This is a genomic window from Paenibacillus pinihumi DSM 23905 = JCM 16419 (assembly GCF_000422505.1).
In the GTDB taxonomy this organism is placed as follows: Bacteria; Bacillota; Bacilli; order Paenibacillales; family Paenibacillaceae; genus Paenibacillus_D; species Paenibacillus_D pinihumi.
Window position 1 is genome coordinate 22,933 of record NZ_KE383864.1, and the last position, 21,403, is coordinate 44,335.

General features: G+C 50.1%; 18 protein-coding genes. 3 read left to right on the forward strand and 15 right to left on the reverse strand.

Features of this window, described 5'->3' with window-relative positions; all coding sequences use genetic code 11:
* Window positions 1-88: 88 nt before the first annotated feature.
* From H583_RS0114045 to H583_RS0114055, 3 genes are all read right to left on the reverse strand, one after another.
* Window positions 89-5,140, reverse strand: coding sequence for a DUF4132 domain-containing protein (locus H583_RS0114045; protein ID WP_028560995.1), 5,052 nt, complete (start codon window positions 5,138-5,140; stop codon window positions 89-91).
* A 20-nt stretch (window positions 5,141-5,160) separates the two neighbouring features.
* Window positions 5,161-5,580: a hypothetical protein gene (locus H583_RS0114050; RefSeq protein WP_028560996.1), complete on the reverse strand. Its 420-nt coding sequence runs from the start codon at window positions 5,578-5,580 to the stop codon at window positions 5,161-5,163.
* A gap of 252 nt (window positions 5,581-5,832) precedes the next feature.
* Complete coding sequence (locus tag H583_RS0114055; RefSeq protein WP_028560997.1) at window positions 5,833-7,191, reverse strand: dicarboxylate/amino acid:cation symporter; 1,359 nt, start codon at window positions 7,189-7,191, stop codon at window positions 5,833-5,835.
* 476 nt (window positions 7,192-7,667) lie between these two features.
* On the opposite strand from H583_RS0114055, the gene H583_RS0114060 reads away from it, so the two are divergent.
* The 3 genes from H583_RS0114060 (at window position 7,668) to H583_RS0114070 (ending at window position 11,005) form a co-directional block, all read left to right on the forward strand.
* Window positions 7,668-8,660 (forward strand): acrylyl-CoA reductase family protein, encoded by a 993-nt coding sequence (locus tag H583_RS0114060; protein WP_036709728.1) that lies wholly within the window; start codon window positions 7,668-7,670, stop codon window positions 8,658-8,660.
* 273 nt (window positions 8,661-8,933) lie between these two features.
* Window positions 8,934-9,944 carry a cysteine peptidase family C39 domain-containing protein gene (locus H583_RS0114065; protein WP_028560999.1) on the forward strand — a complete coding sequence of 337 codons (1,011 nt, stop codon included), beginning with the start codon at window positions 8,934-8,936 and terminating at the stop codon, window positions 9,942-9,944.
* Between the two features lie 83 nt (window positions 9,945-10,027).
* Window positions 10,028-11,005: a hypothetical protein gene (locus H583_RS0114070; protein WP_028561000.1), complete on the forward strand. Its 978-nt coding sequence runs from the start codon at window positions 10,028-10,030 to the stop codon at window positions 11,003-11,005.
* Between the two features lie 111 nt (window positions 11,006-11,116).
* Here H583_RS0114070 and H583_RS0114075 read toward each other — a convergent pair whose 3' ends face one another.
* From H583_RS0114075 to H583_RS0114130, 12 genes are all read right to left on the reverse strand, one after another.
* The gene (locus tag H583_RS0114075) at window positions 11,117-12,289 is read right to left on the reverse strand and encodes a radical SAM protein (RefSeq protein ID WP_028561001.1); all 1,173 of its coding nucleotides are present in this window, start codon (window positions 12,287-12,289) and stop codon (window positions 11,117-11,119) included.
* Between the two features lie 75 nt (window positions 12,290-12,364).
* Window positions 12,365-12,613: an acyl carrier protein gene (locus tag H583_RS0114080; RefSeq protein ID WP_028561002.1), complete on the reverse strand. Its 249-nt coding sequence runs from the start codon at window positions 12,611-12,613 to the stop codon at window positions 12,365-12,367.
* A 17-nt stretch (window positions 12,614-12,630) separates the two neighbouring features.
* Complete coding sequence (locus H583_RS0114085; protein WP_028561003.1) at window positions 12,631-13,635, reverse strand: Gfo/Idh/MocA family protein; 1,005 nt, start codon at window positions 13,633-13,635, stop codon at window positions 12,631-12,633.
* 19 nt (window positions 13,636-13,654) lie between these two features.
* Window positions 13,655-14,764, reverse strand: a complete 1,110-nt coding sequence (locus H583_RS0114090) for a radical SAM/SPASM domain-containing protein (RefSeq protein ID WP_245585918.1) — start codon at window positions 14,762-14,764, stop codon at window positions 13,655-13,657.
* A gap of 108 nt (window positions 14,765-14,872) precedes the next feature.
* Entirely contained in the window at window positions 14,873-15,970 is a 1,098-nt protein-coding gene (locus H583_RS32995; protein WP_051236474.1) for a hypothetical protein, read from the reverse strand.
* A gap of 77 nt (window positions 15,971-16,047) precedes the next feature.
* Window positions 16,048-17,334 carry an ATP-grasp domain-containing protein gene (locus tag H583_RS33000; RefSeq protein WP_051236476.1) on the reverse strand — a complete coding sequence of 429 codons (1,287 nt, stop codon included), beginning with the start codon at window positions 17,332-17,334 and terminating at the stop codon, window positions 16,048-16,050.
* Between the two features lie 31 nt (window positions 17,335-17,365).
* Window positions 17,366-18,169, reverse strand: coding sequence for an ABC transporter permease (locus H583_RS0114105; protein ID WP_036710000.1), 804 nt, complete (start codon window positions 18,167-18,169; stop codon window positions 17,366-17,368).
* A gap of 10 nt (window positions 18,170-18,179) precedes the next feature.
* Window positions 18,180-18,986, reverse strand: a complete 807-nt coding sequence (locus tag H583_RS0114110) for an ABC transporter permease (protein WP_028561006.1) — start codon at window positions 18,984-18,986, stop codon at window positions 18,180-18,182.
* Entirely contained in the window at window positions 18,983-19,969 is a 987-nt protein-coding gene (locus tag H583_RS0114115; protein WP_028561007.1) for an ABC transporter ATP-binding protein, read from the reverse strand. The genes H583_RS0114110 and H583_RS0114115 overlap by 4 nt, the downstream gene beginning before the upstream one ends.
* A 162-nt stretch (window positions 19,970-20,131) precedes the next feature.
* Complete coding sequence (locus H583_RS0114120) at window positions 20,132-20,485, reverse strand: hypothetical protein (RefSeq protein WP_245585919.1); 354 nt, start codon at window positions 20,483-20,485, stop codon at window positions 20,132-20,134.
* A 46-nt stretch (window positions 20,486-20,531) separates the two neighbouring features.
* Window positions 20,532-20,849, reverse strand: coding sequence for an ArsR/SmtB family transcription factor (locus tag H583_RS0114125; protein ID WP_028561009.1), 318 nt, complete (start codon window positions 20,847-20,849; stop codon window positions 20,532-20,534).
* 122 nt (window positions 20,850-20,971) lie between these two features.
* On the reverse strand, window positions 20,972-21,403 hold a 432-nt coding region (locus H583_RS0114130; RefSeq protein WP_154665926.1), incomplete at its 5' end, for an RHS repeat domain-containing protein.

Below are 21,403 nucleotides of genomic sequence, written 5' to 3' on the forward strand. Positions count from 1 at the left end.
CAAAAAAAGAAGCGCCCTCTTGGAAAAAAGGTGCGCTTCTTGTGTTTTATCTATAGCTCCATATTAAATACGACGCCATTTGCTTCCGTTACAACATGGCAAGAATGCTAGGGTCTTTGATTTTGCTGTCTTCAGCAAGCAGCAGCAGCTTGGACATAATTTCCGCTGTTCTCGGGTCGCTGTCTGCAAATGGCAGGAATAAACGGCCTCGGCTCTGGGAATGCACAGGCAGAATGTTCAATGCGCTGCCGCCTTTCTTATGGACGATACCGGAGCCCATGTGCACAGAATACTCACCCAGCTTGCCGGTAATATGCGCATGTGATCCGTCAATCCGCACATTGCCAACTTTCAACAGCATGAGCAGTTCCCGGGCAATAGCGCTTCGCATCTCAATCGTAGAATGGCTCGCTTCCGGATCAACGCCACCTGCATGGGCTACACTTACCACAAGGTCGATATCCCGCATGACTTCCGAGAATATAATTTCCGGGATATCCTCCAGCTTGACCGGCTGCATCGACTCCCGGTTGAAAAATTCAACCGTCTCCAGCGTTGGCGGCTCGATTTCTGCCGGTGAGAACCAGTCAGCCATCGCGTACATGCGGGCAATCAGATTTTCCTTGTAGTACACCTTTTGCAGCCCTGATTCATAATCTACCGTCCATAGCCTGCTGCGCAGCAGCGCAACGGTACGCTTAGGCTGTACCTGATGTCCTGCATAACGGCGGGATACCGTTCCTGTATCCGTCTCATCCGGGGTCAGCCTGTAATACTCGCGGAACACCTGCTTGAACGGCTGCCTGATCTGCCTCTCGAACAGATCGCGCTGAAATGCGCTCCAGTCTCCCGACGCATACAGATGAACAGGGTGCGCCAGCAGCAGCTCAGCATCGGGCTGCAGCTCCGTTAGAGAGCCATCCGGCTGGCGCAACGCGAAACATGATTCAGCCTGCTCGTTTTCCGGTTGATGCATATAGCCGACTGCTCCGCTCTCCTGACTCACCCATACCAGATGCCGGGCAAGTGAAGCGACTACCGGATTGCGGGTTATGGCTGCCAGTTCCCTGGTTGTGAACCGCGAGCTTTTCTCCATAGCCTGCTCAAGGCTTTGCTTGGCACGTGCATGCTGGTCCTTGAGAGACTTTTGCATGTCCTTAAGCAGCAGCACCTGCTCATGCTTTTTGATCGCTGCCGGAACATTCTTCAGCAGCTTGCCTCCCTTTTCTGCCCGGAGTTCAACCTGGCCCTCTTCGTCAAATTCCAGCCACAGATTGGCACCACCAATTTCCTGAGGCTGAAAGAAATCCGAAATTTCCCCAAACTTCTCCGCTTCCAGTTCCCACATCATCCGGTTCACATCGCCGTAACCGAAATTGCGCGCCAGATTGCCCAGGGCAATGTCGCATGCCTTCCCTTCGCTCTCGCGGCGCTGGGCACCAAACTGTTTGCTTTCCTTCAGAAAACGCTGAATGAACTCATACCGCTCCAATGCCTCGTGTTTGTCACCGGACTTAATCGGCAGCAGCGTGTAGCTGAGAAGCTTGTCTTTATTGCGCGCGGCGCGAATTTCCTCCACAAGCACCTGCTTGTCCAGTTTGCCCAGGGCAGCATCGGCAAAAAGCTGCGCACGGCGGTGTGAGCTGCCTCCGTCGGTTATATATTTAGCACAGCTGTACAGCATATTGAAACGCTCGCTGCCCAGCGTCTCATAAGCGCTTTTGAACCATTCCCCGTCAAAAGCGCCGTCGTTGAAGCTTTGGGCACTGACCGGCGAATAAATCGCGACCTCTGTTTCCTTCTGGGCGGAGAAGCTCTCATTAATATGAGCGTGGAAATACCAGGCCGCGCTCTTAAGTCCCGGCCAGCCCAGATGCTGCTGAACGATATCCACCCATTGCGGGGCGTACATAGCAGCTTCCAGCAGCCGCTGCTCCGTAATACCCGATTGTACAAGAAGCTCGCCAAGCAGGTTGGCATCCTCTCCCGGTGCCGGGTAACAGCTCTTCAACAGTGAGCTGAGCACTTCCTTTTTCGTCTGCTTGCTGCCGTATACGTAGCCGCGCTGGAACGTCTCCTTGCCCAGGCCACGCAAAATACTGATAAAGAAGCGCATCCCCTCAAACCGGTTCACATTCTGGGCCAACTTGGATACCCCGGTAGGCAGATCTCCGCGGCTGGACTCGATTTCAACAATGCGGGTTACGGCCTTATCCACCAGCGGCGGCACCGAAGGATATTGCTGTATCAACTGCTTGCCCCACTGTGAATGGGTCAACAGGCGAATCAGATCCCCGGCAAAGTGGCCGGAAAACATTTCCTGCAGCAGCAACTCATCCCCGATCATTCCCAGGTAATGCGCCTTTACCAGGGTTTCTACCGACAGCCTGGCAGCAGATTTCTTCTTCATCAGCTTGTAGCTGGAAAATGAGGTGAAGAAGTATTCACGGAACTGCTCTTCATGATCTGTATGCTTTTCTGCTTTGCCGAGCCAATATTCCAGGTATTCCACGTCCAGAGCAGGAAAACCATCATTTTGCCGGTAGTAGTAGCTATTGCCTGGCCGCATGCGTTCGACTGCGCATTGCTCCACCGTCAGACGGTTGCGCAGAGAACGGTAAATGCCCATGCAGAGGGCAAAGTTCTGCACCGGATCGCCCTCGATAAAAAGCAGCCTTACCAGTTGTTCGGTAATTCGGATATGCTTGAAATCTTTCAGCGCATTATTCAGCCGGTTGGATTTCTCCTTGTCCAGCACATCTGCATACAAATTTGTCAGCCATTCCTCGTTTTGCTCATTGTTATTGCAAAAGTGCCGGCTTGCATACAAAAACTGCGCCATGACAACAGGTGTCAGCTCAAGTTCACGGACAGCCTGCCGCCATACCTCCGGCAGCGGATAGCTGTCCAGCTTATCCCGATCAAGTTCGCCTTCACCTGCAACCTTTACAGGGGACAGACCATAGTTCTGGTTGCCCATCAGCACCTTCTCGGAATAATGGCTGTAATATTGCGCTTCATACTCATAATCCCGGTAATGTTCAATAAGCGACTCAAAATGTTTGTAGATGCCCAGCAATTTATCCGGGTCCCAGGCAGCGAGCTGTTTCACATAACTATTCTCCAGCTCCGTCGCACCCGGCTTCTGCCCTCCAACGAGCTGATAATGATCAAACTGCGACGGTATCTCAAGCTGATTGGCAGGCTCATACAGCCCGAAGCCGTTCTCAAAACCGTATTCCGGCTGATCCTGATTGAGCAGCTTATCGATCAGCACTTGCTCCTGGGAGGTCGCTTTGCCTTTGGAGTGAAGCTGCTGAACAAGACTCATTGCCGTCTCAAGCAATTTTGCCCGGTTCTCATCCTGTTGAATGGACTCGGCGATTGTGAGGCCGGCCAGCCGCTGCTGCTCGTTTGATGCATTCAACAGCACCGACAGCCTCTTCCCAAGAGCAGCATCCTCCTGTTTTAACAGCAGCTGGATACTTGCTTGACGGATCGAACCTGTCTTCGATTTCAGCAGCGCTGTGACCTTGTCCAGCTCGGCTTCTGTAAGGTCCAGTGAGTCCAGCAGCTTCAGCGCGGTTTCCCGGTTGCCAGGGCTTTTGTCACCAAGCGCAGACAGCAGATACTCCCGCGGCTTTCCTTCCGCAGCGCTGCCGATCAGATTGACGAGGAAGCCATGGCGGATATGAATATCCATCCTGCTGCCGCAATCAATGAGATGATCAATCATGACGGCATCCAGATCATAAGCAGCAAGCGTCATCATGCAGCGGAGCAGGTCGTCAGCAGTAAGGGAGACGCTCCAAGGAAATGAATTCCCTTCAAAGCCCTGTGACGGCCCCTTCAGTTGGCTGAGTGCATGCATAAGGGCCATAAACTGTTCACGCCTTACATTCAGCTCGGCACTTATCGGAGAATCGCTCAGATCAATTTTTCTCTTGCTGTCGCCAGAGTCATAGTTATAAATCACCTGATGAGTGCTGTAGTAGCTTTTTAAAATCCAGGCTACCTGCTCGAGATCGTCTGCTGCACGGGTCAATTGCTCCCCCGCCACAAGATGCTGGAGATGGGACACATTGATTTGAGCCAGAAAATACAATGCTGCCAGCTTCTGATAACGCTCACCATGATTGAGTACCTTGGCGGCCCCTTCCACCGCGTCCTCGACAGCATATGTAGCGGCTGCCCAAAGAGAGAAATAGAATTCCAGCGAATCCCGGCTGCCTGCCGCTTCTTCCCGGTAAGCTTCATCTGTAAGTGTACGAAGTGCAAGCTCGAGGCATTTGCGGATGACAGCCGGCTTTTGATCGCTAAAGCCTAGCCCTGTCCACGTGTCCAGCGCGCGGATGACCGAACTGAAACGATCCAGCTTATGCTCAAGCACGATCCGGAGCAAATAAATGGAAGCCTCCACTGTACCTTCATCCAGGCTTTCCATAATATGCTGCCGCAAGCCTTCCTGCAGCTGGGCGGCAATCAGCAGACGGCCCAGCATGTCGTAGCACTCTTCGCTATGGCTTTGGACAATGCCGCGAATCATCGTCCGGGTCAGCAGCGCTCCCTGATTCTCACCAAACATGATGTTCCGCAGTGCTTCAATAACAGCCGCATTGCCATTGTCAACCTCGCGGGCGATCTTATCGGCCATAATGAAATCTGCATGCAGCACCATATCCTGTCTGGTCAAGTAATCTTCAAGTGTGAAATCATAAGCCAGGCCGGAGTAATAGTTCATAATCGTCGTCAGGAGCACATCAAAATAAAAGGCCATATTGCGTGACCGGTAGCCTTTGCGGTAATAATTCATCATCGAATACGGATACTGCATCCTCCGCTTTAGCAGATCCAGCAATTCCTCTCCCTGCTCCTGTCCAAACAACAGCAGAAGCGCGCCCGCAAGCGGCCCTTTCAGCAGTTGCCCGGCATCTGCCAACTCTTGGACCGGAGAGCCATACGCTTTATCAAGACCCGCCAGCAATTGCTGCTTGCGTTCCTCTTTAACCTGATATTCAGCTTCCAAATAGTCCAGCAGGCTCACAGCAATGGAATCATACGGCTGCCCCTTCTTTTGCTCTATCTGCTTATACAAATGATCCGGCAATGCCATGTTTCTTTCCACGTTCTTACGCTCCATGTCCCGTAGTCCCCTCCGTATTAGCGCATCATCCCTGATAACAGGGTCAAACGAATAAATGTCAGTACCGATCCCGGCTCAATTGTGAGCGGATCGTCCAGATTCTCTACAGCCTCATCATTGATCAGCACCTTGAAAATGCCATCCTCAAACGCCTGCAGCGCTGTCTTTACCGCCTGCCCGGCATCCGCTTTGCGGTCATCATATGCCGCCATAAATCCAACCTTGCCGGTATCAGCCTGCTCCTCAAGCCTCTCCGGGGTTAAATAAGGGAAAATCGACTGCTCCATGCTGCGAGCATTGAAGCGCTCCACTTCATCTGCAACAATGGCTTGAATCACATCCCGCAGACATCGGATCGGATCAGGCAGCGATGCTTCTGCCTTTTCCAGTACAGGTCTGCGTCTGCCTGCAGCCTTCACTCTATAATAGATTTGCAATTCTTTTCCTCCTTGGCGGTACTCGATAATGGCCTTCTTGTTGAGCCGTGCCCCATTTACCTCTTTGATTGATCCATTTTAATGAATGGATTATATCACAGCCTTTCCTTCCGTTCCCCTTTTTTCATAAAAATGCGAACATAAGACTACCCGCCCATGACTAGCGGCCTAAAAAAAGAAGACCTTAGGAGCACTAAGGCCCCAAAGGTCTTCTACAGAGTGCATGCCACATTACGGACACGCTGTATTCAATTAGGCATGGCTAAGTTCCAGCTCATCCTCTTCATCACGGTTGAACGCTTCACGGTCAAACTCGCCCTCAGCATTCGCTACAAGCAAGGAAGTAACGGTCGTGCCTGTCGCATTGACAGCCGTTCTGCCCATATCGATAAGAGACTCAACCGCAGCTACGATCGCAATCCCTTCCAGCGGAAGACCGACTGCTGTAAGTACTACAGTTGTAGAAATGGAAGCAGGTCCCGGTACACCAGCAACACCGACAGATGAAATAACGCTGACAAGCACAATCAGAATATACTGGGTCAAGCTTAGATCAATACTGAACACATTCGCAACGAACACTGCAACGACAGCCGGCCATACTCCGCCGCAACCGTTGAAATTCATTGATGCGCCAAGCGGAGCGACAAAGCTTGCAATACGCGGTGATACGCGCAGACGCTTCGTAATAACCTCCAGATTCACCGGCAGTGTCGCATAACTGCTGCGTGTGGTGAAGGCGACCGCAATCGTCGGATAAGCCTTCTTGAAGAACTTCAGCGGGTTGACCTTGGCAACAAAGGATACCAGCCCGCCAAATACCAGTACAAAGTGTACCGCGAGCGCAATGTAAGAAACAATAATCAACATCGCCAGCGGTTCAAGGGTTTCCCATCCGTATCTGGCTCCCATGACTGCAATCAGCGCATAGACACCATAAGGCGTAAAGCGAAGCACGAACTTAACGACCTGATGCAGCACTTCAGTCAGTGAAGCGAACAGCGCTTTGACCGGCTCAACAGCCTCTGGCTTCTTGCTTCCGACCTTGACAATTGCAATTGCAATGAAAAGCGCAAAGATCAGAATCGGAACGACCTTGCCGCCAGCCGCATCCGCGATCGGATTGGAAGGCATCTGATCCAGAATAACCTGGAAGAAGGTCGGAACTTCACGCGCCTGGAAATCAGCAGGCGTCTCCGCCGGAATTCCAGAGCCCGGATTGAGCGATACCGCAACCAGGAGCCCAATAATGGCCGCTACCCCTGTGGTTCCTAAAAACCAGCCGATCGTCTTTACGCCGATTTTGCGCAAAAACGCCAAATTCGTAATTGAAATGATACTGTTAATAACGAGAACAAAGACGAGTGGAATGACAATCATGCGAATCAGGTTAATATAAATAGAGCCAATGGTGCTCACTCCCTGATATTGCAGTTCAAACTTGTTGAAGCTGATCCCCGCGATCAAGCCAAGCCCCATAGCGATGAGAACCCGGTTACCGAAGCTTATACGCTTTTTCGCCAGAAAGATCAGCACAGCGATGACGACCGCCGATACGAGCAGGCTGATCCAGTTCGTCTGTAGATCATTAAGCAAATTATTTTGGACCATAAATCTCTCTCCCCTTATCTTCAGAAAATGCACACAGTAGAAATAGGCCTGAAGATCCCCTCAATAATTCCTATCAAGTTACTATGTTTTATGTATGCTACTATAATACCCCAGGCAAAGGCTGTCAATCCTTTTTCAAAATTTAGGAGATCGGGTAACGCTTACAAGCTTGTCCCAATCTTTTTGTCCAAATCTGCAAAGCCGCTGTGGGCCTGCATTCTTCCATTGTCCGCCACAACATTGTCCGCCTGAAAAAAATAAAAAGGACAAGCTTACTCTTATAGTGGTACAACCTGGGCAGACAATGCACGGGCACCCCTGCTGTAATCATTCTTTGCTGTAACTCTCTCAGCAAACTTCCTGCCCTCTCGGCAGACGCCATATTGTACATGGAAAAACAGATCTGTCTATGGCACAATAGTGATAAGATTCAACAGTAACCAATTTGCTTACCTATTAAGGAGCGTGTTTTACATATGACATTTTCAGCATTTGTCGTCGATTATAAAGAAGGCCAATTTACAAGCGGCATTCGCCAATTGGAAGAGCAGCAGCTGCCCGAAAGCGAGGTTACGATTCGGGTAGCCTATTCCAGCATCAACTACAAGGATGGACTGGCTTCGGTTCCGGAAGGGAAAATCGTGAAGAGCTACCCGTTCATTCCCGGTATTGATCTGGCCGGAACCGTAATTTCATCGGCCGATCCCCGTTACAAAGAAGGCGATGAAGTCATCGTTACCGGCTATGGGCTTGGGGTATCCCATTTCGGAGGCTTGAGCCAGATTGCCCGTGTGCCTGCGGACTGGATTGTGCCGCTTCCCCAGGGATTGTCACTGAAGGAAGCGATGCTCCTTGGGACGGCAGGATTTACAGCGGCGCTGTCCCTGCAGCAGCTTGAGCGAAATGGTCTGAAGCCGGGACACGGCCCTGTGCTCGTCACAGGTGCAACAGGCGGAGTGGGCAGTCTTGCCGCAGCGATGCTCACGCAAAGCGGCTATGAGGTCGCCGCAAGCACCGGGAAAGCTGCCGAGCATGATTATTTGCGCCTGCTCGGCGTATCCGAAATTTTAAGCCGGGAAGAGGTATCGCCTTCAGAGCTTCAAGCCCTGGGCAAACAGCGCTGGACAGGAGCTATTGATTCTGTAGGCGGCCATACATTGGCCCACGTCATCAGCACAACGCGATACGGCGGCTCCGTAGCCGCCTGCGGACTGACTGGCGGGACCGATGTGCCGCTGACCGTATTTCCTTTTATTTTGCGGGGGGTTAACTTGCTCGGGATTGACTCGGTACAGTGTCCGATGAAGGAGAGAATCGAAATTTGGCGAAGACTTGGCACTGACTTAAAGCCAATAAAGGGGCTCACGGAATTGTCCCGCGAGGTGACGCTTGAAGAAGTTCCTGACGTACTCGCAGCCATTTTGCGTGGAGAGATTCGGGGAAGGACAGTTGTTAATCTTCAAGAGTAAAAGTAAAAGATCTCTGTACGGCAATCGCTTCAGTGGAGCGGTTGCCGTTGTTTTGTTTCCAGGGTTATTGATGATTTTGATTTTTAGGCGTATAGTAGGATCAATAGATATCTTCTATAGTTTTACTTATTTAGAATTTTATTTAAATTATAAGAATTTTAAACAATTGCATGGAAATCCATCATCGAAATCTGCGGATCAGTCGTTTTTACTGCGGCTTCTCAGCAAGCGCATGACTATTTAGTACGTATAAGTATTGAGAGGAGTATTTACATGAAGGTATTAGAAGTAAATCATCCGCTTGTTGCGGTTATGCCAGAGCATGCCCACGCCTTGTCCATATTGAGTACACAACGCTCCTACGAAAACTGGGTGTACAGCAATTTTATTCAGATCTTTTTTGAACAAAAGCCTGTAGTTGATAATGATAAATTGCTTATTCGTTTTCGCGATGATGGTTTTGTCCATAAAACTGTGCTCTCAATGTCCGATGAAATTTTAATATCGACTTTTAAAAGATGGTTTGGCGAAGACGTAACAAAGCCTCTAATAGATTGTATTGATAACGGTATTTATGTTATTTCTAACCTCGACAGCTATTACATCCCTCCTCATAAATCCTTTTACAACCAAATACACAGACCACATGCTACTTTAATTTACGGCTATTGTCCTGTTGAACAGTATTTTCTAATCGCTGATTTTTTTGATGGATTTTATGGATTTGAAAAGGTTTCTTTTAATAATATCCGCTTAGCCTTTCAGAGCCTGAGTACAGAGCACTTTCCTAAAGCGCTGCTGGTCACGAAAAGGGATGCCAATTACTACTTTGACCTTCAATATGTCATCAAGTCGTTAACTGAGTATCAATTATCCATTTGCCCACAGGAGCAAGCGATACTGAGGAGTAATCGGCAATATCATATTGCCTATGGACTGAATGCATGCAGAGCCATAACCGACCTTATGCCATACTACCAAGCCTCTTGCAAAGATTGCATTGATATTCGCTCACTGCAATTAATATATGAGCAGAAGAAATTAATGAATGTTCGATTGAAGAAGCTAGGCGAAATTGTAACAATTGGAAGCGGACTCAAGGAGGACTTTATAAACCTTGAGTATAAGGCGCTTAAAATGCGCAATACATCTATTAAATATCTCGTAACAAATAACCCGCAATTCATAGGAAACATTGTAGAGCTCTTAACACAAATCGTGAAGGAGGAAAATGAATTACTATCACGGCTTCTGGATGTCCGGGGAATTCGAATTCTTGCATGAAATCAAAAATGATGCATAAATCTCAACAGATGTACTTGATGAGATACTTTCGTTCACCTAATAGAATTTAAAGGAGTGATTTTATGTCCGAGCTTATGACCCATGTCAAGCAATTCTATGAATGCCGCAAAATCCAGCTCTTGATGCTGCTTGAAGAACACAATCTTCCCGTAGAGCTGCTGTTCTACAATGCCTATGAGAGCACACAGCTTTTCAATGATCATATGTTTGTGCAAAATGAGAACCGCTGGACTTTTGAAGGCAGCTCAGCGACCCGCGAGGATATCGGGCTATTCAATATCAGACTGGAAGAGATTCGTATTACATCCGCAGAAGAGCTGGATACACTGTTGCCGGAACGCTTGAAGAGCGGACAATTTGTCTATATTTGGGTCAATCTCGACTACATGCCGCATTGGATATTCGGCAAGGATTATTTGGAGACAGGCTCCCTCCATTCTGTATTTCTCAAGGGTGTGCGGACAGACGGGGATAAAACGCTGTATTTGCTGGAGGACAACTACCCCGAATTTTGTGATTATGTTGACAGCAGCGTGATTAACAATGCGATTGCCACTGGTGACCGGGTGTGGACGCATCTGGTGACGATTGTACATCTTGAAGGATGGCACGCTCAGCGTCTGCCGGTCGAGCTCGGAAGTCGCTTCCATAACTGGCACGCAGCATTGACGGATGATTTCCGGCTTTATGATCATATTGAACAACTTATTGAACTGGAGCCTGAAGATCCGAAAACCTTCTATGAGAAGCTGGAGCATACGCTGTCTCTCATTACCGGCTCCAGATATTTGTTTAGCCGCTTTTTGAAGTTTGCAGGAGGGCCGGCCGAGCTTACAACGCGGCTGGATGAATGCAGCCAGCTCGCAGAACGGATGAAAAATGCTTTTGCGAAGGCTGTGTTTACAGGCAAAGTAAACCGGAGCAAAATGCTGCCCCTGTGCAGGGAGCTGAAGCAGATTGACATGGAGTGCTTTCAACTTCTGAGAAACAATGACTTTGCTCCGGATTTCTCTTCCTCTACAATAACTCCAGCCGTATAATCTTCTGATTATACGGCTTTTTTCTTCATGAATGATCTGCCTGAAGGCTATTCTGCCTGTGCTCCCTGTCCGTATAGCATCCCGGCTCTTCCCAGCGTTCCAGGCTTCCTCTTACCTTCCGTAATTATACAGCAGCACGCAGCGCGAGCAGACCGGTGTCAGCCCTTCCCCCAGCACCTCCCGGTGCTTGCGGAAATTGTCGCCATGGAATACTTCATGCAGACCGGCATTGTTCAGATCGCCCAGAGTAAACTCCGGAAAAAATTTACACGGATTCACCTTGCCGTCCGGCATAACGTCCAGACGATTGGCAATGGACAGGCACTGTGCACGTTTCATTGCCGGTTTCTCCGAACCGAGAATAAAGTCGCTCACCTCGCCTGGCTCCAGTGCAGGCTGGAACCGGATTCTGCGCTTCCATACCCGCCGGTTAATCCGCTCCATCTCGGCCTGCAAGGCCGGAATATTGTCCGGCGATACGCGGAAGGAGAAGGAATGCCAGCTGTAACGCTGCTGCTGCTCGATCGCTTCCAGCCAGTGAAAGCGTTCCTCGTAATATTCGTCCATTTTGGCCGCGATCGATTCCGGAATATACCAAGGGAATACGAAGTAGACCGTGTCTACCCCAAGATTTTCGAAATATTCCATGAAGTCGTACAGCTTCGTGACCATCGAATCGCTGATCGTCAAGCTGATTGAAATCCGGCCCCGGTATTCTCCTGTCTGCTGCAATTCCAGCATTCGGTTTACCGCCTGGACGACCTTCTTGAAGGTTCCCTTCCCACGAATGGCATCATTCTCCGCCTCGAATCCGTCAAGACTGATCAACAGCGTCATATCCTCGGATATTTTCAAAATGGAAGGCAAATTCTTTTCAATCAGCAGGGCGTTCGTGCAAATCGTCGTATTGCGCGGATCACGGGCCAGCAGCTCCGCCAGCTCATTGAATTTACTGTAGAAGAGCGGCTCCCCGCCCCACAGGTACAGCCTCGATTTACGCTCGCGCGTCTGCTCCAGAATGCTCTCCAGCATGGAAAATTCGATCTCCTGATTTTTGACCTCCTTGGCCATATCATGATGGAAACCGTCGTTCGCCCACTCAAAGCAGTGCTTGCACCGCAAATTGCAGCCGTTGTTCAGCTTGATTCCGATATCATCGGGAATATCAAGCGCAAATGCCGGATCGCGCTTCAGCGCCCGGCTTGCCCGGGATATGTTCTGAATGGTCCGCTTCATATTATCGAAGGTGTTGCGGTCAAATTTGATTTGTGTTTTCGGTTGCATGGACGCTCCTCCTTGCTCTATGGACTTGCAGCAATACTGGCGGACTACTGGAAGTCCGCATCGCACGTACGCAGCTTAACTGGCTGCAGCTTTCTCGCGCTCCAGGAAGCTTGCCAGACGCTCAATCGAGCTCATATGCTCGTAATCGAAGGTTTCAAAGTCGATCTCCAGGTCAAAGGCATCCTCAATCGCCAGCACAAAATTAATCATTTGCAGAGAGTCCAGCCCGACTTCCTGAATAATGTCAGTCTGCGGCTTTAATGAGGGCCGCAGCTCCGGAGTGTTTTTCACTTCGCATAAGATAGTCATAATGGTTTGAATCATGTAGAATGCCTCCTTTTTTATGTGTGGGATACTTGTATGCTCGCCCGAGCATGCTGCATAAGCTTCTCCAGCAGCCCGATCCTCGCCAAGGAATCCTGTAGTGGAATGTTATCCCGATTGCCGTCTATGATATCCGAGAAAAAGGCCAGTTGATTGGTAAAATAGTTTTGTGCGTCGAAGCTGATCTTCTCCGTCTTCCCGCTTCCCTTGTGTTCTATGCGAATGGCAAGCTTGTAGCTGCCCATGCTCGGACGGAAGAAATGCTCGACCGTGACAGCAGCTCGCTCAAATTCAATTGTATGCCGGGAACCGGCCGGCAGCTCAAAAGAGGTCAGCAATTCTGCACGGATGCCCCCTGCTAGATTCAGCTCCGCGCGGAACGACCAGTCGCACCCGTTCGGGCCGTCAAAGGCCGATTGTGCATTGAAGCCTTCCAGATCCAGGCCAAATACCGCTTGTATGAATTGCAGCCAATAGCAGCCGAGATCGTAGAAGACGCCGCCCCCGCATTCGGGGAGACTCCGGTAATTGAGCTGCTGCGGGTCCTGGAACGGGACTGCGATATAAGATTTGACCTCTGTCACACATCCGTAAGACCGTTCCTCGACCATCCGTCTGAGCTCCTGCTGCCAGGGGTGGTGCTGAACCATCAGCCCTTCCAGCACCGGCAGCTGTACCGCCGATTGAACTGCCATCAGCTTGGCAAGCTCATCTGTATTCAGGCTCACCGGCTTTTCCACCAGTACCGGCTTGCCGTATTGCAGCGCCTTGATGGCCCATTCCTGATGCAGTTCATTGCTGAGCGCAATATAGACGAAGTCAATTTCCTTGCAGCCGAGCAGCTCCTCATAGCTCCCGAATGAACGGGCAATGCCGTACTGATTCGCATATTCTGCGGCCCTCTGCCCTGACCGGCCCGCTACAGCATACACATTCAGATGCTGCAGCTGCCTGACAGGCTGGAGCAGCGCACGCTCGACGATCCGGGCGCACCCCAGGACACCGATTTGTTTGATGGTCATCACGATGACCCCGCCCTCCTTATTTGGCCGAAGTCGTCTTGAAGTTCAGACAGCAGGCCTGGCAGATCGGGAAGGAATTGCGCTTTAGATAATTGCGGTATTCCTTGTATTTGGGCCCGTTCCAAATGTCCAGCAGCCGCTCCTCATAGACATTGCCGAGCGACAGGTCGTAAAAGGCGTGGCAGGAGGTGACATCGCCTCTGGCGTTAATTTCCGTGCTCAGCCATGGGAATTCGCATCTCTTTTTGGCATGGGGGAGCTTGTCACTGTTCCCGCTGAAATACAGCTCCACCGTCTCCTCTGTCATGTTGGACGGATAAGCGTTAAAGAAGACGCCCTTCTCCTTGCAATACCGCTCGATATTGCGCACCTGCCTGGCGATCTCCTTCGCGTCCATCTCGCTGAACTCCGACAGTTCGCGGACAAACCCTCTGGACCCGTCAGCCGTCGTATCCACATCAAATTGTGTCTTCAAAATGTTCCGGTAGTTGACATGGTCCTCAGGTGTAATGAAGGACTGGAACTCCAGACTGATATGATCGAGCTGTGTGATATCAATACTATTAAAAAACAGTTCCTCCACATGCATGTAGGTGAGCGGGGTAATAATGAAGATCGTGCCAATCTTCGGGAACTGCTTTCCTTTCTCCTCACGCAAATTATGCAGCTTCTCAATCCCGCGGGTTGCCCGTTTGAACACCCCTTTGCCCCGCTGCTGATCATTGATTTCCTCTGGCCCATCCATGGAAATCCAGACGCGGTGCGGCTCATTCTCGATAATCATCTCCGCATGCTTCTCAAGCAGTGTTCCGTTGGTCGGGAAGGCGACCTCACTGCCATAATATTTAAGCGCCGCCAGCACCTCATCTATTTTCGGGTACATCAGCGGCTCCCCGCCGAACAGATCGTAGTAAGGCCTGGCCGGACTGCAGTCTTCTATAATTTGCTTAACAACATTAATATCAAGCTGTTTTAATACCCCTCTTTCCTTGTAAGCCCCGTTGTCTCCCCACTCATAGCACATTTTGCATCTCAGATTACAGGCCTCCAGAAGCTGCAGCCAAATCCAGCGGGGCATGGACCTGCTGAGTGATGGCGTAATACTTTCATTTTGAAGTTGTACAGACATAAATAGGCCTCCTAATGGTCGATATCGTTGTGATCCGGTGCTTGCCGACTATCCACAAACCAGTTATCGCTGCAAAATCTGCCTGACATTGCTGCTTACGCCGAAACATCACCTCCCATTCGTAATTTCATGCAGCAGATTGCCGGACTCATCCCGCGCGCGGACAAGGTTATGATGAATCTGCTCCAGCACATCCGCTGAATAATGCTGTGCCTGCCAGGCCTCATAGCTGATTCCCAGGCCCAGTGACTCCCAGAGTCTTGCGTTCGACCGCTCATGCTCCCCGAAGGGCTCCAGGAAAATGAGCGGCGTGGCGGCTGCCAGCGAATCCAGCAGTGTCGCTCCCCCCGGCTTGCTGATAATGCCGCTACTGTGCCGGATCAGCTCAAAGGCCCTGGGATAATCATGCGAGTCCCCATATGTATTGGGCTGGCTTGCATGGATCTCGGCAAACGGAGGAAAATCCAAGTCGCCGTCCGCATTGCGGTGCCACGGGCTCCATTCCGGGTCCAGCAAATAGTAACGGTGGTTCCCTCCGGCATGCGCTGCCTGCTGTGCTCCTTCACGGTAATAGGTCACGATATGCAGAGCCGCTCCGGCAGACGTCAGCTCGGAAATCTTGTCCTTGTACGTGCCGATCCCCCAACCGCCGCCATGGATGACATAGCGCCTCTCCCTTTTTTCAAAGGGGACAGCCTTCTCCGTGCTGACCGCTATTGTCTGCGCAATCCGTTCCTCTCCGGGCGGGTAGAGCCAAATATTTTCAAATTGGCTGCAAGCATCCCCATAGACGGAGAAAGATGGCGTATCACTTGCATCCAGACGAATGAGCCGAATATCTACTTCCGTCCCGCCGAGCATATCCCGGTAACGCTCCAAAACTGGAATCCAGAATCCTGTCAGCGCCAGAAACCTTCGCCTGCCATCCTGCCTCCACTGCTCCAGCAGCGCAGCAGTCTTGCTCTCATCCAGACTGCTGCGGCTGTCCCTGGCCAGCTTGTAGCCTGTCTTGGCTACCTTGAAGCTGTCATGGAATGCCTTGCGGTAACGGGGAATATTCTCCCGCGTCTCATCATCATAGAGATGCTCCAGCATGTAAATATCTGCCGGTATACCCTCCTTGCGAAGCTGGAGCTGCAGCAGCTTTGCCGGTATATAGACGCCCAGGGAGTTGCCTGCACTGAGCAGCGTCACCGTATGCGCCATCCAATCGTCCTCCTTATTATTCCTGAGCGTAATAGCTTGAGGCAGTGTTCTAGGCACGGACAATAAACGAAAGTTGCCTATATGGAGGCGGACTGTGCCTGCACAGCCGAGAATCGTTCGAAGTCTTCCAGCATTTCTTGCAATCTTGACGCTTCATTTCCGTAGAACAGAACAAAAATACGGTACAAATGCCGGTCCGCTTCCTGGGTGCATGCGAAGGTATAGATTAAAAATTGATGGTGCTGGTCCGGGCGAAGCTCGACCTCCAACTGCTCTTTCAACTCTTCAAAAGCAAGTCTGTCGCTGGTCTCCAGACGAATATAGCGGCTCTCAATATGCTGGTAATGCGGAAGAAGAGATTCAATAAGAGGCAGCAGGTAGGTCACCTGTGTAAATCTGGCATTGATTTCGATAACCGGATACAGGGTTCCGGTATGATCAACAATCGAATCGATCCCGGCAATTCCGCGGTATCCCAGCTCTCGCAGCACCTCGCCAAGCCGGAGTATTTCCGTGCGGTACTGACCGATAACATCAGCTTCATAGTTTGGCGTATAGTTCGTGCCAACGTAGACACCGTAGGTATTAATTCGCTGCTCCGTTACCGCCAGCAGATGGACAGATTCAGGCCCGATCCACAATTGGGCGTTCAATGACTGACGGATCGGGTGCCATGCCTCCAGCAGCAGCTCAAATGAGGCTGTCCGCTTACGAATATATACCGACAGCTGTCTGAATTTATGCTCGTTCTCAATGATCGTCAGCCCTTTGCCGGATGAACCGTATGCCTGTTTCAGCACGGCCTGTTCGAATCCGGCCTCGCGAAATGCCCCATAGGTTTCATCCAATTCCTCCGGAGTCTTGCAAAATCTGCCTCTCGTTACGGCAAATCCGTTTTCCTCTGCCAATTTTCGTGTCCTGTACTTGCTATTCAGTTCTCTGACCTTACGGGCATCAGAATCGATTAGCTCCCAGCCGTACGTGTCGGCCAGCACTGTAAATTCCGGAGTCAGGATGAAGGGCATGAAGGTGCAGTTGCCGGGGGCTGCTGCTGCTGCAAATGACGCAATCTCACCTGCGTCCCGGGTCACACATAAATGCGGCAGCTGACCTTTGTGTCGTTTGACATCGGCCAGAAACTGCGGGTCGGGAACATGCAGCAGCCAGACGACATCACCCGGCTCGGCGATCCACAGCAATTGCTGCTCCTGCTGCTCGATTAGCGCGTTGTGCTGCGGTTTCGCAAATGACGGAAACAACGGCTTTTCATTCCAATTCTGATCCTCATTGATGTTCGCATGCCAAAGCACATGTCCTTCTCTCGCCTTGCGAAACGGTTCAATGTCCAGAATACGGCCATTCATAATCTCACCTCTAATCAAAAGTGGATTGCGATTAAAGATTGGAGCTGCTGTAGGCTTTGAGCGCCTGCTTCCACAGGAGCCGGATGAGGATGAAGAAGATTAACGGAGCCAGTATCCCCCATAGAAGATGAATGCCTCTTAGCCTGTTTAGAACAAGCAATGGCGCATAGTTCGTAATAATAAAAACCGGAATGATAAAAGTGCCGATGCGCTGTATCCATTTGTTATAAATCATGTATGGCATGTTGTTCGCATCCCATATCGAATAAGATATTTCGCTTGCAGCGCTTGTATTCACAAACCAGAATGACAAGAGAGCCGGGATGATCATCACACAGTACGTCAAAATGGTCGCAAGCGCCAGAAAGATAAGAAACGCCCCAAGATTAAACAGCGTAAACGGAATCTCCGAAGCCTTCCAGCCAATTGCCACCATGACAGACCCGGCCACGATATTGGGAAGGGGCATTCCTGTCTCAATATAGCGGAAGGAGACAAGGAATTGCAGGGAGACGGGCTTGACCATCATCAAATCCAGCATTCCGGTACGAACGTATTCAGTAATGCGCAGAAAATTGTTATAGAATAGCCCCATATATAATCCGGTCAGCAAAATATGGGTGCCCATAAACATAAGAATCGTATCGGGCGTCATGCCATCCACATGTACATTGGTTTGATAGACGACAGATACATACAGCAGCTTCGCCATTAGAAAGGCCGTTTCTACGAATATCCCCGCCACAAAATTAAATCTGTACTCCATTTGGGACAAGAGCGAGTTTTTCGCGAATAAAACGAGAAGATACAGATGCCTCCGCAGCTCGATGACCACATTCAAGCGTTCAGCCTCCCAGTCCGAGATACCTTTTCATCCCCTGCTTCCAGACGAGCCGGCAAATGACCAGCAGCAGCAATATCCAGATGGCTTGCCCGGCCAGTCCCTGCCAGACCATCGGCCCGTCAATTCTTCCATTCAGCAGATTCACAGGGAAATAGATTAAATAATGAAACGGCAAAAATCGAAATAACAGCTGCAGCTTCTCTCCGAAAATTTCGAGCGGGAACATGCCGCCGCTCATAATTTGAATCAACAGGCTGGTGACGACGAAAAAATAAGAGATTTCCGACAACCAGAATGCAAAAGCACAAATGCTATATGAAATCAGGAAACTAAGAATAATAGACAAGATAAGAGAAAGGCAAAAGACCAGGATGCGTTCTTTTGATGTATGAAGATTAAAGGAATTATTTAATGCGAAGGTCAAAACTAAAATAATAATTAAGGAGGTTGCAAAATGAATCAGCCGCTGTCCAAGATAAGAGCTGATGCGAAAGCCGAAATAGGTAATCGGCTGAATAATATACTTATTCAATCCGCCGCTCTTGATATCCTCTGCGATGGCATATTCCATATGGGTCAGGACAAGCTTGGAGATAACGGCCGCCAGTATCGTATACATGATCATTTCATGATAGGTATACCCGAACACCTGCTGTTCCCCGGCGCTTGCATACACCGCGGTCCATATATAATAATGCACAATCATCGGGAACACGGCACTGATCAGGGAGAGAAAAAAATTAAAACGGTATTCCAGCGAACTCTGAAAACCGATACGGAATGACACGGCATATTTGTTATTTCTCATACACTGCCGCTGTACAGTCGGGCAATGCCGTCCTCGATCTGCAAATCTTCAATATTGAAGTCAACGACAGGGAACTTGTCCAGGAACTGTTGAAGGCATAACCGGACCTCATCCTTCCCTACCTCGACAACAGCATAATTCCCGTCTGATTCCTTTACATCACCGAAGGCTAGCAGCAGTTCAGGAGAAATCTCTTCGGAGAAGAACAGCTTGATCAGCTTGCGCTCCTCATGCCGGGTTCCAATCCGCTTCAGCTCGCCATCGTACAGAATCGTGCCGGCGTTAATGAGAATAACTCTGGAGCACAGGTCTTCAATATCCTTCATATAGTGACTTGTCAGTATAACCGTTGCGCGGTATTGCTCATTGTAATATTTGAGAAAATTGCGTACCGCCCGCTGTGACATCATATCCAGCCCGATAGTCGGCTCATCCAGATACATTAGCCTCGGACGATGGATCAAAGAAGCTATCAGTTCCATCTTCATCCGCTCGCCCAGCGACAGTCTGCGTACCTGTACGCCCAATAGCTTCCTGACCTCCAGGAGACCAGACAACTCATCAAGCGTTCTGCGATATTCCTCATCAGGAACCTGATAAATGCATTTGTTGAGGTAAATAGATTCTCCTGCAGGCAAATCCGGCCATAGCTGGCTCTTCTGCCCCATTACAATCGAAAACAGCTGCTTGAACGGCTTCTTCCGCTCCCAAGGAGTATACCCGAACACATTGGCACTCCCCGAGGTAGGATGCAAAATACCCGACAGCATTTTGAGCGTCGTCGTCTTCCCGGCTCCGTTGGGACCGAGGAATCCGACCATTTCGCCTTCCTCGATAGCGAAGGATACAGCATTTACAGCCTTCTTCACCAGCTTTTTTCGGAAAAACAGATTTTTGAGCGACTGCCGCATGCCAATATCTTTCTTGTAATACTCGAATTCCTTGACCAGCTGGCAGACCTCAACAGCATTCCCCACAGGCATTCCCCTCTCCAGGAGCAAATCTCAGCATGCCCATACATACAGCGGGCCATAACTTTCTTTCATTGTAATTAAATGACAGCTTTTTGTACATAGCACCAGAGTATTATTTTGAGAGAGGGGCATAAGCGAGGGAGTTAGACGCCGGATGTCCGGGCGTCAACTTTACAGGGGAATACGGTATTCGGAGCATTCTTCGATAATATGCTCGCCCTGATTATAAATCCACTTGAAGCGGAAGACGTCCCCGGCATAGCGTGTCTGGCGGAGAATATCCGGCAGGATGATCTGCTCGAAATTGGCGCGGATTGTGTGTTCGATTTCATTCAGCCGCGCTTCATTGGCAGCCCGCAGCTTCTCCGCTTCCTCCAAATCAGCTGTATTCTGAATATAATAAGCCAGTCCGATTTGCTTGGCTGTTGCATGCTCGGGCAGCGGCTGTCCCGAACCGTCGAATATGTTTTTGACTGTTGCCAGCCAGTCCTGATACAAATTCATGTGAAGCTCTATCGCCATCATGTTCTCCTTTGTTCCATGAAATCAGTTTTTATGTTCCTTGCGGCTATCAGCCGTTCCCGCCTGCTTTGGGCGCATGCAATATCGCGGTCAAGAGTCCCGGAAAGCGGATTTCCAGCTCATTTGCGCGAAGCGACAGAAAGTGCTGTGTCCCTTGTACCCGTACATAGATCACCCCGGACTCGCGCAGCGTCCGTACATGATGCGTCATCGTCGATTTGGCGATTTCATACTGGAAACTGCCGCAGGATTGCTCACCGCTGACTGCAAGCTCACAGACTAGCCGCAGACGAATCGGATCGCTAAGCGCCGAAAGGACCGTTGTCAGATGAATGTTGTCCCGGTCCGGGTGATGCAAAATTTTCATAAGCTTTCCCCCAATGGCCTGCTGTTTGGGAATGACAGCTGTTGGATCTATTTTTTATGTGCTGTCGAACAGGCCGCTTATGCCCGTATTATACCATTCCCGCTGCGAGTTTTACATTCATTTTACAAGGTTTTCTCTTTACTATTTGAAAGCATATAGCGCAAGTTATCCCCTTGGATTTCCTCCCGAAACTGTATTCGGCAAATTCCCCGCAGGTCATACGTGTAAGTCTCGTTGAACTGGGTCGATGTCGCGATCCGGTTTAGCGAATCATAACCGAACGTATACTGCGCCATGCTCTTGAGTCCGCCTGAAGCATTTATCGCTTCCTGCTTCACCGGACGGCCCAGGATATCCATCGTTTCTTTGGTTACGTTGCCTTCCGGATCGGTCGTTTGAACCGTGCGCTGAATATCATCGTAGAGCACAGTCGCGAATGCATTGTCGGTTCCCGGGAACTGCGTACGCGTGAGCCGGTCCCAGGCGTCATACGTATAGGTCGTCCGTTTTCCGGTTGCATCGTCGCTTCGGACTAAGCGTCCGTAGACATCGTA

Excerpts from the sequence above, each read along its gene's own strand:
- H583_RS0114110 (WP_028561006.1), bottom strand. The coding sequence starts at position 18,986 with ATGAGAAATAACAAATATGCCGTGTCATTCCGTATCGGTTTTCAGAGT.
- H583_RS0114060 (WP_036709728.1), top strand. The coding sequence starts at position 7,668 with ATGACATTTTCAGCATTTGTCGTCGATTATAAAGAAGGCCAATTTACA.
- H583_RS0114080 (WP_028561002.1), bottom strand. The coding sequence starts at position 12,613 with ATGATTCAAACCATTATGACTATCTTATGCGAAGTGAAAAACACTCCG.
- H583_RS0114045 (WP_028560995.1), bottom strand. The coding sequence starts at position 5,140 with ATGGAGCGTAAGAACGTGGAAAGAAACATGGCATTGCCGGATCATTTG.
- H583_RS0114055 (WP_028560997.1), bottom strand. The coding sequence starts at position 7,191 with ATGGTCCAAAATAATTTGCTTAATGATCTACAGACGAACTGGATCAGC.
- H583_RS0114065 (WP_028560999.1), top strand. The coding sequence starts at position 8,934 with ATGAAGGTATTAGAAGTAAATCATCCGCTTGTTGCGGTTATGCCAGAG.
- H583_RS0114125 (WP_028561009.1), bottom strand. The coding sequence starts at position 20,849 with ATGAAAATTTTGCATCACCCGGACCGGGACAACATTCATCTGACAACG.
- H583_RS0114115 (WP_028561007.1), bottom strand. The coding sequence starts at position 19,969 with ATGCCTGTGGGGAATGCTGTTGAGGTCTGCCAGCTGGTCAAGGAATTC.
- H583_RS0114070 (WP_028561000.1), top strand. The coding sequence starts at position 10,028 with ATGTCCGAGCTTATGACCCATGTCAAGCAATTCTATGAATGCCGCAAA.
- H583_RS0114090 (WP_245585918.1), bottom strand. The coding sequence starts at position 14,764 with ATGTCTGTACAACTTCAAAATGAAAGTATTACGCCATCACTCAGCAGG.
- H583_RS32995 (WP_051236474.1), bottom strand. The coding sequence starts at position 15,970 with ATGGCGCATACGGTGACGCTGCTCAGTGCAGGCAACTCCCTGGGCGTC.
- H583_RS33000 (WP_051236476.1), bottom strand. The coding sequence starts at position 17,334 with ATGAATGGCCGTATTCTGGACATTGAACCGTTTCGCAAGGCGAGAGAA.
- H583_RS0114085 (WP_028561003.1), bottom strand. The coding sequence starts at position 13,635 with ATGACCATCAAACAAATCGGTGTCCTGGGGTGCGCCCGGATCGTCGAG.
- H583_RS0114075 (WP_028561001.1), bottom strand. The coding sequence starts at position 12,289 with ATGCAACCGAAAACACAAATCAAATTTGACCGCAACACCTTCGATAAT.
- H583_RS0114120 (WP_245585919.1), bottom strand. The coding sequence starts at position 20,485 with ATGATGGCGATAGAGCTTCACATGAATTTGTATCAGGACTGGCTGGCA.